At 46.1% G+C, this 13392-nt stretch carries 12 protein-coding genes; 3 read left to right on the top strand and 9 right to left on the bottom strand.

Going from position 1 to position 13392, the window contains the following annotated elements; translation table 11 throughout:
* Nucleotides 1-7 precede the first annotated feature (7 nt).
* Nucleotides 8-2050 (bottom strand): transketolase, encoded by a 2043-nt coding sequence (tkt, locus tag AC1VYS_RS07150; protein WP_482913627.1) that lies wholly within the window; start codon nucleotides 2048-2050, stop codon nucleotides 8-10.
* A gap of 362 nt (nucleotides 2051-2412) precedes the next feature.
* Here tkt and AC1VYS_RS07145 point away from each other — a divergent pair, with 362 nt between their 5' ends.
* A complete protein-coding gene (locus tag AC1VYS_RS07145; protein WP_482913626.1) occupies nucleotides 2413-2892 on the top strand; it encodes a hypothetical protein in 480 nt (159 codons plus the stop codon).
* A gap of 107 nt (nucleotides 2893-2999) precedes the next feature.
* Here AC1VYS_RS07145 and purU read toward each other — a convergent pair whose 3' ends face one another.
* On the bottom strand, nucleotides 3000-3893 hold the full coding sequence (gene purU, locus AC1VYS_RS07140; protein WP_482913625.1) for a formyltetrahydrofolate deformylase: 894 nt from the start codon (nucleotides 3891-3893) through the stop codon (nucleotides 3000-3002).
* Between the two features lie 66 nt (nucleotides 3894-3959).
* Nucleotides 3960-5066 (bottom strand): deoxyribonuclease IV, encoded by a 1107-nt coding sequence (locus tag AC1VYS_RS07135; RefSeq protein ID WP_482913624.1) that lies wholly within the window; start codon nucleotides 5064-5066, stop codon nucleotides 3960-3962.
* 168 nt (nucleotides 5067-5234) lie between these two features.
* Between AC1VYS_RS07135 and AC1VYS_RS07130 the strand changes: the two genes are divergently transcribed.
* Together AC1VYS_RS07130 and AC1VYS_RS07125 are read left to right on the top strand one after the other, a co-directional pair.
* Nucleotides 5235-5702, top strand: a complete 468-nt coding sequence (locus AC1VYS_RS07130; protein ID WP_482913623.1) for a DUF2621 domain-containing protein — start codon at nucleotides 5235-5237, stop codon at nucleotides 5700-5702.
* A gap of 173 nt (nucleotides 5703-5875) precedes the next feature.
* Complete coding sequence (locus AC1VYS_RS07125; RefSeq protein WP_482913622.1) at nucleotides 5876-6787, top strand: TIGR01777 family oxidoreductase; 912 nt, start codon at nucleotides 5876-5878, stop codon at nucleotides 6785-6787.
* Nucleotides 6788-6812: 25 nt separating this feature from the next.
* Here the strand turns inward: AC1VYS_RS07125 and AC1VYS_RS07120 are convergent, their stop codons facing one another.
* The 6 genes from AC1VYS_RS07120 to AC1VYS_RS07095 form a co-directional block, all read right to left on the bottom strand.
* On the bottom strand, nucleotides 6813-8537 hold the full coding sequence (locus tag AC1VYS_RS07120; protein WP_482913621.1) for a DUF6382 domain-containing protein: 1725 nt from the start codon (nucleotides 8535-8537) through the stop codon (nucleotides 6813-6815).
* Between the two features lie 127 nt (nucleotides 8538-8664).
* Nucleotides 8665-9156 carry an A24 family peptidase gene (locus tag AC1VYS_RS07115; protein ID WP_482914938.1) on the bottom strand — a complete coding sequence of 164 codons (492 nt, stop codon included), beginning with the start codon at nucleotides 9154-9156 and terminating at the stop codon, nucleotides 8665-8667.
* Nucleotides 9157-9186: 30 nt separating this feature from the next.
* Nucleotides 9187-10158: a pilus assembly protein gene (locus tag AC1VYS_RS07110; RefSeq protein WP_482914937.1), complete on the bottom strand. Its 972-nt coding sequence runs from the start codon at nucleotides 10156-10158 to the stop codon at nucleotides 9187-9189.
* A 95-nt stretch (nucleotides 10159-10253) separates the two neighbouring features.
* On the bottom strand, nucleotides 10254-12482 hold the full coding sequence (locus AC1VYS_RS07105; RefSeq protein ID WP_482934492.1) for a hypothetical protein: 2229 nt from the start codon (nucleotides 12480-12482) through the stop codon (nucleotides 10254-10256).
* Nucleotides 12463-13140: a TadE/TadG family type IV pilus assembly protein gene (locus AC1VYS_RS07100; RefSeq protein WP_482913619.1), complete on the bottom strand. Its 678-nt coding sequence runs from the start codon at nucleotides 13138-13140 to the stop codon at nucleotides 12463-12465. The genes AC1VYS_RS07105 and AC1VYS_RS07100 overlap by 20 nt, the downstream gene beginning before the upstream one ends.
* Complete coding sequence (locus AC1VYS_RS07095) at nucleotides 13118-13312, bottom strand: Flp1 family type IVb pilin (RefSeq protein ID WP_482914936.1); 195 nt, start codon at nucleotides 13310-13312, stop codon at nucleotides 13118-13120. The genes AC1VYS_RS07100 and AC1VYS_RS07095 overlap by 23 nt, the downstream gene beginning before the upstream one ends.
* Nucleotides 13313-13392 lie beyond the last annotated feature (80 nt).

The following is a 13392-nucleotide window of genomic DNA, read 5'->3' as shown; positions in this document are numbered from 1 at the left end:
GTTTTAATTACAGCAATGCTTTTACACGGCTAACTACGTTATCCACAGTAAAACCATACTCTTGGATTACACGGTCGCCAGGCGCGGAAGCACCGAATGTGCTGATTCCGAGAATGTCACCTTGATCTCCAACATATTTTTCCCAGCCCATTGGGTAAGCCATTTCGATCGCAAGACGAGCTTTAACATCCGGAAGAAGAACGGATTCTTTGTAAGCTTTGTCTTGTTTCTCGAACAGATCCCAGCTTGGCATGCTGATTACGCGAACTTGAATCCCTTGCTCAGCAAGTGCAGCTTGAGCTTTAACAGCGAGCTGTACTTCAGAACCTGTAGCGATGATCTGTGCTACCGCTTTACCGTCTTTAGCATCGGACACCACATAAGCACCACGTTTAACGTTCTCACGAGCGCCTTCTACAGTCCCTTCGAGGATCGGCAAGTTTTGACGAGTCAATACCAGAGCAACCGGGTTGCTCTTATTCTCGAGCGCGTAAGCCCAAGCTGCAGAAGTTTCGTTACCGTCAGCTGGACGAATTACCGTCAGGTTCGGGATGATACGCAAGGAAGCCAATTGCTCGATCGGCTCGTGCGTAGGACCATCTTCACCAACAGCGATACTGTCGTGAGTCAGAACATACGTTACTGGCAGATTCATCAGTGCAGCCAAACGAACAGCCGGACGCAAGTAGTCGGTAAATACGAAGAACGTACCGCCGAATACTTTCACACCGCTGTGCAGTGCCATACCGTTCATCGCTCCAGCCATACCGAATTCACGGATACCGAAGTAGATGTTACGGCCGGAATAGTCTTCCGGAGTGAAGTTCGCCAGGTTGTTCAAGTGCGTCATTGTGGAGCTTTCCAAGTCAGCGGAACCACCTGTCAGATGAGGCACATTATGTGCAAGACCGTTCAGAGCGTTACCGGAAGCTACACGTGTAGACACTGCTTTGTCTGTTGCCGCATATTTCGGCAGATCACGATCCCAGCCTTCTGGAAGGTCGCCGTTAATTGCTGTTTCGAACTGAGCAGCCAGTTCAGGGTATGCTTTTTTGTACTCCGCAAATTTCGCGTCCCATGCTTTGTTTGCAGCGATACCGTTCTCTTTTACTTGAGCAAAGTGATCGCGAACTTCAGCTGGTACGTGGAAGTTTTCTTCGTACACCCATTTATAATATTCTTTAGTCAGTTTAGCTTCTTCTGCACCCAGTGGAGATCCGTGAGTACCGCCGTGGCCGCCTTTACCTTGTTTGTTCGGGCTACCGTAACCGATAACGGTTTTCACTTCAATCAATGTAGGACGCGCTGTATCTGCTTGACCTTCTTTGATTGCTTTCTCAATTGCAGGAAGATCGTTACCGTCTTCAACACGCAATACTTGCCAGCCGTAAGCATCAAAACGTTTTGCGATGCTTTCGGAAGAAGACAGATCGAGTTTACCATCGAGCGTAATGTCGTTGGAATCGAACAACATGATCAGTTTGCCAAGGCCTAGACGTCCAGCCAGGGAAGCAGATTCATGCGATACGCCTTCCATCAGGTCGCCATCGCCGCAAATTGCATATGTGTAGTGATCAACAACGTTGAATTTGTCTTTGTTGTAGGTTGCGCCCAGTTGAGCTTCAGCCATGGCCATACCAACTGCCATCGCAATACCTTGACCCAGTGGTCCGGTAGTTGCATCAACACCAGCTGTATGTCCGAATTCCGGGTGACCCGGAGTTTTGCTTCCCCATTGACGGAATTGTTTCAATTCTTCCATAGGAAGATCGTAGCCGCTCAGGTGCAGCAAGCTGTACAGCAACATGGAGCCATGTCCTGCGGACAGCACAAAGCGGTCCCGGTTAATCCAAGTCGGGTGGTCCGGGTTATGAGTCATCGTTTTTGCAAAAAGCTGGTACCCCATCGGAGCGGAGCCCATCGGCATACCCGGGTGTCCGGAATTTGCCTTCTCAATTGCATCAATCGCCAAAGTACGTACGGTTGTAATCGACAGGTTGTCAATTGTAGTGTTCTCGTCCTTTTGAATCGCTTCGTTCTTGTCAGTCATGGTTTGTCCTCCTCATGTCTTTAGATAAGTCGGGTGCGCAAGCGAATCCCTCTCATCATACAAGCAAACCGCATAAACAATAAGTGAATCCGCTTGAATGTTTCATTTTGACTTATTCACTTTTGTATTGTATCACTTGGCGTGAAGCTTTTCCATAACCTTCTTTTAGAAAGTTACGGAAAATTCAGGTGATCCTCGCTAATCCATCGGATGAAGTATAACCTTTAACCCGAAAACCATACACATTTTAGAGATTAACGTGAAATTTGCATGTTCTGATTAACAGCTTTCGATTCGAAAGCATGGTGAGCGGTTTATTTTTCAAATATATAGAAATGCTTCATCTCCAAGGAGGGGTTGAGATGTCAGATGCTGTGCGACACCCGTCTCATTCGTTAAAATCATCATTACCCTGGTTATCCGGGATCATAACCGGAATCGTCAGTGGTGTTTTTCTGGGACTGTTTCTGAAAGCTGTTCAGACAATTACTGGTGAAAAGGTATACACCTTGTTGTTAAACATTGATTTTGTGCCAGGGCTCCCTCAGCGTCTGCCGGAATGGATCGAATTTTCCCTGCATCTTCTTGTTTCCGTTGTCATCGGGATTTTCTACATCTGGTGGATCAGACGTTCCGGCCGTCCAGGCCGTAAAGGAATATTTATCGGTGCCGCCTCTTCTCTGCTCTATCTCCCTTTGTCTCCGTTATCCCCACGTGTGCCTGATCTGAATGACGCTGTTGCGATTTCCTATTGGGTAGTTGGTCATCTTCTTTTTGGTGCTTTACTAGGTCTATGTGGAAAATATATGCACGCCAAAAAGCGGCCTCCAGTTCATCATTGAACCGGAGCCGCTTGGCTTATAATGCATCATTCTCTAAGTGATACACATTTAATTCTCTTGCGAGGTTACGGATCAACCTTGCGCAGTATTAAAGTATACACGTAGACTTAAAATACGACTGTTTTATTTTCGTGTACAAGAACACGGTCTTCCACATGCCATTTCACAGCACGCGCAAGTACAACACGTTCAATGGTACGTCCAATGCGTTTCAATTCAGGCACATTATCTCCATGGCTTACCCGCTGTACGTCCTGTTCAATGATCGGGCCACCATCCAGCTCTTCGGTTACATAGTGCGCCGTTGCGCCAATGATTTTAACACCACGGTTATAGGCTTGCGCATACGGCTTACCTCCAACAAAGGCCGGCAAGAACGAGTGATGAATGTTGATAATTCGGTTGCGGTAATGCTCGATAAACATCGGGGAGATAATCTGCATGTAACGGGCTAGAATAATCACATCCACATCGTTGCCGATGACTTCGAGCTGACGTTGCTCCGCTTCTTTTTTCGTATCCGCTGTAACCGGGATGTGGTGATACGGGATGCCAAATGATTCCACATAGTCCTTCATGTCCAGGTGGTTGCTGACTACAAGTGCAATATCAGCGTCGAGATCACCTGCCTGCCATTGCCAGAGCAACTCTACCAGACAATGATCCTCTTTGGATACAAAAATAGCCAGTCTTTTTTTGCGGCTCACCGCGGAAAGAGACCATTCCATCTTGAAGCGTGTGGCAACTTCGGCAAAATCCGTCTCCAGCTTCGCCAGATTGCTCTCCAGTTGCGGAAGATCGAATTCGATCCGCATAAAGAACATTCCGCCTGCCGGGTCCATCGTATACTGGTCAGACTGTACAATGTTCGCACCGTGTTGGTGCAAAAAGTGTGATACCGCTGCTACAATTCCCGGACCATCCGGACAGGAAATGAGCATACGCGCTCGATTGGCGCGGTTTTGATCATCAGGTCTTGTTTGTTTCGCATGAATCTCCATCGGGTTAATCTTCCTCCTTAATTAGAAAAAACATACATGAACTATATCAGGCAAGACTTGCAGGGATTAACCTGCAAGCCAAGCAATCAAGCGATGATTGATTTGTTCTTCATTCAATTGCGGGAACAATGCCGCCTCGGTTACCATGTCATACAAGCGTTCCAGCGGTTCACGCGGATCAGCTTTTTTGGCTTTGGCATCATTTTTGAGCAATGTCCACACATCAAGCACATAAGCACGGGAATCAAGCTCCTTGCCTTTGAAGAAATGCTTCAGCTGCTCTACTTCACTCAGGAACTCCTGACCGAAACGGCCTTCCACGTCTCCTCGTAGCAGTGCAATTTCAATTTCATACATCGGTCGCTGGGTTTTGGCATCTTTACCAATCCACGGCGTTTCCAGAATGAATGGACGATTATTCAGCTTCTCATGGTTTACAATACGGTTGATCGCATCAAAACCAATCCAGCCCGATCCAATCGGTGTATGACGGTCTTTGCGTGCACCGGCAGCATTTTTACTATCGTTAATGTGCATGACAGCAATTCGGTCAAGTCCAACCGTGCGATCAAATTGATCCAGTACACCATCCAGATCGTTGACAATGTCATAACCCGCATCATGAATGTGGCATGTGTCCATACACACCGTCAGACGTTCGTTATGTTTCACTTTCTCAATAATCTGTGCAAGTTCCTCAAAGCTACGTCCCATCTCCGTACCTTTACCAGCCATCGTCTCAAGCGCAATATTTACGTCGGTTTCCTGAATACCATCGAGCACTTCATTTAATCCTTGCGCGATTCGTTCTATTCCGTAATGAGCATCTTTGTCTGTAAATGCACCGGGATGCAATACGATATTTTTCACACCAATGGCATGAGTACGGCGAATTTCCTCCTGAAGGAAGTCCACAGCCAGTCCATATGTGCTGTCCTTGTAAGAGCCCAAATTAATGATATAAGGAGCATGAACAACAATCTCCTCGAATCCGCCTGCCTCCATCGCCAGCTTGCCTTCCTCAATAAACATCGATTCAATAGGCTTACGGCGTGTATTCTGCGGTGCACCCGTATATATCATAAACGAACTGGAACCGTACGAGGACGCTTCCTTCGTTGCACTCAATAATCCCTTGTCCGAAAAGGACACATGGGAGCCAATTTTCAGCATCAATAGATCCCCCTTTTTCTGAATTATCCCTTATCATAACGCGATTATCGAAATAAATCTAGAAATGCGATATAATTCGGATGAGAGGCTATTTTTGACAGCTGATTACGGAACATGGGACGCATTATTATCATGCCGTGAAAATCAATAAACCGAGGTGATTCCGCAATGATTTTTAATACCTACGCCCAGCTTTTAACGAACAGCTCTCCCAGTAACTGGTTTATGAATACGATTGCGTTCTGGACACTTTTGCTGCTTGGCAGCATGTGCATCGGTGGATTTTTCATGATGCGCAAGTTCCTCAAGGTGCTGCCGAAGGCTGACGGAAAATCGAAACTCGATTGGCAGAATCACTGGGTGGAGACAAGCCGTCACTTATGGACAGATGAAGCCAAGGCTTTTCTGGATCAGCTTGTTGAGCCTGTACCCGGCCCTTTTCGCGACATTGCCAAACATTCCATTGCTGCCGAGATTGGTAAAATTGCCGTGGAAGATCATGCCACCGAAGTGTCCAGAGATCATTGCATTAAAGGTTACATCATTGCGACACCAAAGCGGGACAACAAATTTCTAGTCAAATTTCTGGAGAAAAATAAAATTGACTATACACCTTATCGTCATTTGATGAAATAATCACTGGAGTAAATATACAGAGTTGAACAGGTTGAAAAATAAACAGGCCAGTATCGTTAGATATGGCACCGATTTGGTTAAATTAAACACATATTAGCTCCGTTCGGTAAGTCTTCTTAACCTATTAACTTACCCTGCGGGGCTTTTCGACCCCATTAGAGAGGATGTTCCATATGAAAATTGCCATTTGCGGGGGAACCGGATTTGTAGGAGGCGCTCTTGTGGATTACTGGTTACAGGCCGGACATCATGTGAAAGTAATCACTCGTAAGCTGCCTGACATGCATAACCCGAGTAAAAACCTTACATATATATCTTGGGAACAACTTGAAGAAACGCCACAGGAACTGGAAGGTTTTGATGCCCTGGTAAATCTAGCGGGTGAGACATTGAACCAGCGCTGGACAACCAAGGCTAAGCTGGAGATCGTGGAATCTAGGGTTACGACTGTTGCCCGGGTTGCCAGACTGGTAGAATCACTAAAACAAAAGCCGGAAGTCGTTGTCCAGGCTTCGGCCATGGCAATCTACGGAACTTCACCCGATGAAACCTTTGATGAGAACAGTCCGCAAAGGTCGATGAATTTCCCTTCTCGCGTCTCGGAACAATGGGAAGTTGCTGCCGATGCCATCAAGGATGTAAGACTGGTCAAAATCCGGGTCAGCCTCGTTCTGGGGCATAAAAAAGGGGCATTCCCATTGATGAAACTGCCCTATATGCTCGGATTTGGCGGCAAGATCGGCAGCGGCAAGCAGTGGACCAGTTGGATTCATATTATGGATATCGTTCGTTTGATTGACTTTACTATTCATAACAAGGAAATTTCGGGTCCGGTTAACGCTTCTTCTCCCCACCCGGTAACCAATGATGAATTCGGCCGTACCGTAGGAAAAGTCTATCATCGTCCTCACTGGTTCCCTGTACCTGGCTTCCTGATCAAAACATTGGTTGGTGAACTATCTGTCGTCCTGCTTCAAGGGCAACGTGTCATTCCGCAAAAAGCCTTGGATCACGGCTTTAAATTCACCTTCCCTACATTAACCCAGGCTCTGGAGGACTTGAAGCATCGCGGACTGTCTGACTAGACGGGAAAACAGTAAGCTGTAATGTTCATCCTGCCACTCGATAAACATAGACCGATTCGGCCAGGATGAACGTATCCCCATCCGTCAGTGGGTATTCTTTGTAGGGAGCCAGCAAATTCCCCTGAAGCTTCGTTCCATTAACGGAGCCCAAATCTTTGATCACATAACCGGACTGGCTTCGGCTCAACTCAACGTGAGCACGGGATACCCCTGTCGAACTATCTAAACATTGAACCATATCTGCAGCCCTTCCAATGACAAAAGACGCTCCCATCACATCTACACGTTCGCTCCGCTCACCTTTGTTTAAGGTTCGTTCCAGGTAATAAGATGGTACATTAGAACTTTTACTTTCCGTCGCTGAGAGCTCCAATTGCTGGAGGTTGACTGTTGCCTCTACGGCTGGAGCCGTGAATGGGAGCCCTGAAGTAGTGACACTCTCTTCTTTCTGCTCCTCTCTATATAATGATTCAGACAGATCTGGACGAGAAGGTATACGCTCTTCATAAACAGATTCTGCAGGTAGAACATCTATAGAAGGAACCTTTTCTTTTTTGGACTGGTTAACCGCATTCCAGCGCCAGCTCTCCTGATACATTTCCTCTTCGGCTTGGGGTCCCTTATCTTTTTTCCTGCCCAGAACAGATAAAGATAAAAAATTAAAATGATGAATGCCAGATTTATTTCGAGAATTACCCTTTTTCTTCCACAGCCAGCTTGCTATTGCAATTAACCCCAGACTTAGCGATATAGAGAGAATCAATCCATTCTGCCCGGGCTGTTCCATGTATATAAATCTCCATACTAATGCCATGGCGAGCATACAAATTAGCCAGATATATGTTGTACGTGAGGAGTTAGGAGCCGAACTTTGCTCTTCAATCTCCACGTTTTCTTGTTCTGTGGACACCAATAAAGGTGAAGGTGACTCTATGCGAGTAGAATCCTGTCCCTGATGAATACGGGGTGTGTTAACAACAGAAGGTTGTCCCTCTGTTCGCCTGTGTAAAAAAGAATGTGGACGGCGGTGGGTGTCGTCAACATCTAAATCCGGCTGCATGAACTGCTGTTGCTGACGTGGATGAACCTCTGACTGCACTGTATCAGACTTATGATAATCAAAGTTGACCTCGTTTTTCTTTTCTAGCTGCTGAATGTCTCTTGGTCGTACCGAATGGCCTGCACACAATTCCAGTAAAAGCTCACGTAACTGTTGAATATCCCACCGCTCATCATCGCATAGTTGCAACACACGCTGTATGCCCTCTCCTTGCAATTCCTGAACATGTGCCATAAGCCTGATCACCAAATCACGGAATGACTGAGGAGTGTGATCCTTCTGCTGAGCGTTCATCATGGGTACGTAAACTAAACCAAGCTCCCCCTGCTCCATAGATCCTTGGATGAAGATATAGTCCTCCTGAATCCATAAATTTTTCGGCTCCAGCATGTATTGTCTGCACTCTACTAGCGTATCTGCCAACTGAAACAAAAGATGGTACAACACCGGCAAGCCTATCTGCCCTGACTTCAATATCTGGGATAACATCTTGTAACCGGAAATGTCATATTGCAGCGTAACAATTTGATCAATCTCTCGTGTATGTACTGACAGAAAACGGGGAATTCGATTGGAGAATAACATACCGATCTGTACCCTGCTGAGCTCCTCCATCCGCAGTCCGTCTGCTTTTTCCAGAATCATAAATGCTCCACCATTACGTACAAAATCCCTCGTTAATCCATACATGCCGATCCTCTCTTTCATTGTTATTAATAAGTCGAACATATGATTATTCGAACGTTTACTAAGGCGATAGAACAGCCTTGCAAATGCCGTTATCCCCCAGTACTCCATTACTCCTGTGACAGAATATCTATCCAGTCATATAAATCCATGAACTGATGAAACCCGGTAGCACAGCAAGCATAAACGGAAATTTTAATGTTTTTTCGTGACTTACGAGTTGAAGAGAACCCAGTTTAAAGAAACGGATTAGATTAAATGCCATGCTACGTATCCGCTTCGCGGCATCTCTGCGAAATAAAAGAATGACTAAACCGATCACGCCAGCGTACAAGATCGAGTATATGATCACATGTACACCAAATGTAAATCCTGTCCACGCACCTATACCCCCAAACAATTTCACATCTCCTGCTCCGACTGCACCAATGGCGTACATCAAAAACAACATTCCGAAACCGGCGGCAAATCCAGCTAAAGAGAACAACATACCATCCCAACCTCCCCATGCGAGATGTGTCGCCACCCCCGTTACCGTTACGGGCAGAGTCAGCCGATTTGGAATTTTCATAGAGCGTATATCCGTCACGAAGGCAACCAGAAGATATACACAACAGATCATATTAAACCATCCCACCTATATCATCTCTCCTTATTTTCTGGATGCTACCGTGAACGAAGTTTCTGTTTGAGCACCATCCGCTGTCTCTACTATGAAACTCCATGTGCCCTCCGTTGTTCGAGTGCCAACAAACCACGTCCACTCTATGACTCCATTTTCGTTGGCAACGGCCCAGCCAATATGCTTCGCGGAACTCTCGCCAGACTTGTAAAAAATCGTGAGGTTGGCCGGCGATCCAGGCTCGACTTGGACCTTTATCGTTGCATTATTCCCTATAAATGCTGGATCCGGCTTCGATAAAACCGTTGCTGCTCCCGCGTTATTTCCTTTCCCGTCTCCGTTACCAGCCCCCTCTCCTGTATCACCAATCCATATCCGTTCTGCCGCAGCGGCCTGAATACGCAGAGGTTTACCGAGAAAAGGAATCTTCACAGGCAGCTCATAACTTAGCTCAAGCCTGAAATATGGATTCGTTTTATTCTTCAGATCAGGAATGGACACTCCGTTAACATGAATTCGTTCCATATCAAGCAGTGTAGTTTCAACAAAAGGTTGCAACAATGGCTTGACGACAGGGTCAAGTACCACTTCCAGCGCCGACGTTTTAATTCGTTGTAACGGTTCTTCACCATGTTTCGCAGCCGCTCGCACCCAGTCACTTAGAGGTGCAGGTAAAGAGGAGGCGTAATCATCAGCCCATTCTGTCAGGGAAAGCTCCGGCCACTTCCAACTCCCCTTAGAGCTTTCGCCTCCCGAAGAATCGGAAGGGGTGAATACTAGCGAGACGGGATATACCTTTGTTGAAAGCTGTTTTACCGTTTCACCCGCTGTACTTTGAAGAGCAGTTGAGATCAGCGTCATTTGAACTATAAAGATAAGGAACAGAATAAAGAATAAAAAAACAGGCAAAACCAATGAAGCCTCTAACACCATGCTGCCCTGTTCTTTTTGGGATTCAATCATCTGTTTTCTCAGTAACTTCAAGCGCTCCAATCTGCTGATCCGATCGATCCGATGTTGCATCTGCACACTTGTCCTTTCATCCTGAACATGAACCCGTTTATCCATTGCATCTCCATTAACATGTTTCCACCTGTTCAATAGGAATAATCCGCCTTCCGCTCAATGAAAAAACGTCCATCCTGCACTTGATCCCCACTGCCCATAACTGCGCCAATACTTCGCACGACTCCGGGTAAAAACCATAGTTTGATGCTGCTGCGCATCTGTCCGGATGCGTAGGTCTGCTTCTCATCCGGGTTTACACCTGTATTCAACCGGATCAAAGCAAGCATTCTTGACATTTTGCGGTCATTATTGCTGTGTATAAGCAGGAACAATCGCAAATGATCCTTGTACGTCAGGTTCACCTTGATATATTTGGATAATTCAACACTGCCGTCTTTCGCCAGCTTCACCATATCTTCTATAGCGTGCGTAATTCCGTATAGGATCGCAGCAGACAAAACAAGGAGCGGATTACCCAGCTTACTGTTCTCGGCAAGTCCTTCAGCTGTGCGAATGGCTAGACGCATGCCGAAGATTTCCGCATATGCAGACGCGATGTTACCTGAAGGATTATGAAATCCATATATGATATATTCCAGCTCCTGATTCTCCAGCTTGAACACGTCCTTAGCATCTCCGCTGCCTTCCGTCCAAGAGAACAGTTGACCAAAGTCCATGGAGTTAAAATAAGCAAGCGCATATTCATTCTGAAACAACTCATCCCCAAGGCCTTCCAGTAATCCCGACATTCCGCCAAACAGATGATCCATGCCCTTCATCGCGCTTCCACCGGAATCATAAGGATCACTTTCAATCCCCGCCTTTTCCGCTTGCTCGGAGATTCTTTCATTGAACGTAATGTTGGCATCATAAAACTGTTCGAGCTGTTTGAATGCCTGCCTCGAACCGGAACTCCCTTTTTCAATTTGGGTCAATAGTCGTTTCATTTCTTTCAACTTCCCTTTAGACTGCTTGTCATTCTCTTTACGCTGGGCATCCGATCCACGGCCATTTTCAAGTTCCCGTTTGCTCTGTGTAATGAGATTGGAAGGGCCGGTTCTCCCGTAGGCATCCATATATCGTTCTGCAGTCTGACTTGCCTGCCTGACCGCTGGTTTAATGGGGACACCACTCATCCCCGTCACATTACGAAGCTGTGCATTGAGTTCCAGACTATCTTTTCGCACACTGGAGAAGTCTGTATTTTGCGAATGAATACGAGTCTTTAACCTTTCAAACAAAGCATCCTCTCTCACGAGCTCCGAAGCGAGCGAACGAGCACTTTTTGCTTCATCACCTGAGCCTACTGATGGAGGAGTTGTTCCAGGCAAGGCAGAATTCCCTACGTTTTCATAACTGGCACTCTCGGAACGGCTTTCTCCTTCCGCAATCACCCGTTTCATTTCTTCATTAATCTCTTGAGCCTCTTCAATCTTGGTCTGCGCTTCCGCAAGTTTGGACTGATGTGCCTGCTGTGCCGGCTGTATAATCATGCTGATCCCTGTCACGATTTGATTTACCCCTGTTCGATAACGTCCCAATTCCAATATGTACTGCTGTTCATTCAAAGGTAATCCTTCATCTGCCTGTTTCTTGCTTAAGTAATCGGCGTAACGCGCAGCTCCCTCTGCTGCTGTCTCTGGTGCTGCTACAAGCATCTCTTCATAGATGGCCTGGGCAGGCGGTTTCATAATCAGGTCTGGAAGTTTCGTCAGCTTCTCGGCAGATTGCATCTGATTGGCGATAGCTTCATCCAGCAGTTTCTCACGTTTGTCATAGAGCTTTTGCAATTTTTTCAACAGGTCAACCGTATGCGCCGCTTCCTTCATCTCATCCGACATCGGCTTGAATCGATTAATCACTTCAATAGCAAAATCAACCGGAGCTCTATACTTCATATCTTCCTGAATTTGACGATTAAACATATCATACCTGCCCAGTTGACGTTCCATACGGAGCGAAGTCGTGTCCCATTGAATATCCAGAATCGGGAAACGATCTTTCACAGAGGAAGGTTTCACACTATCATTTAAAACTTTAGCCATGATTGCATCCCCACTGCTATCCCCATATGCAAACAATCCATATTCTCGAAGTGAAGTGTCATAAGCTGACATAACCGATCTCATCGCAGCATGTGCCATACGCTCCGTTTGAACTTTGAAAGCTGCAATTCGCGCATAATCAATAAAAATCGCTACAAACATATACACACCAGCCAAGATTAAGATGAGAAATAAAGTTACCGCTCCAGCTTCACCATCTTTTTTTCTGAACAGTGCTTCCCTCCTCCTTTGCTTATTTCTTGCTTTTACCAAAATACTGTACAACTTGTCCTGCTTCTGCAGCCGAAGCAGCCCCCTTCCCGCCTTTACCTTTAAACTTTGCACCGTAATAACGAGCTAAATCCACTGTTCGGATGAACTCAACCGGTTCTACAACTGCAGAGGAACCCTGTGTGAGCACACGATTGCCTGAATTGAATAAGAATGAAGGCAGAGGCAGAGAAATGACCTGCTCAAGCCTGGTTGTAACTTTCCGCTGGATCAGCGTATTTTGATATATCATTGTGCCTTTCATGACTGAAGGCATCTGACCGGTGGCTTGTGTTAATTTCTTTTCCGAAAGATTCCCCTCTTCACCTCCAGGTATAGAAACACTAACCTCATTGTCCGCGCCTGCCCATCCAAACAAAGCGCCCAATAACCGATCATCGGTTAATCGCCAGTACAGATGATCATAATCTCCAGCAGCATATTCACCTGTCAGTGCCTGCTTGTTACTGTTGTCCCAGCTATAGGCAGCTCGTTCCGAAGCCGCATAGGCGTGCTGATTCAAAAATGTTTTCTGATACATGTACATGGTGAAGAAAAGCAGAAGTACAAGGATAAACAATATGATCGGGAAGATCAGGGAAGCTTCGACGGTGAAGCTCCCTTCTTCCTTTTCCAGCTTATTTACCCGGGAAAAATTCATTGCTTTTTGTATCCACTTTGGTAAGCAGACTTGTAATCAATCGTGTAATTTCATTTTTAAAGATCAGCGCAATAATGATAATCACACCAATAATTAGAATCAATTCCAACGTACCCAGCCCGTCCTCTTCTTTCCATATTGCAGCTGCCTTGTTCTTTACCACTTCACTCATCTGGCCTCTCACTCCAATCATCTGACTTTTCACTTTCATCGTTTGCTCCCTACTTCAATCAATTGCTCCTTACTTCAATC

Source organism: Paenibacillus sp. G34 (assembly GCF_056856875.1).
This window is presented reverse-complemented; position numbering and strand designations above follow the sequence as displayed.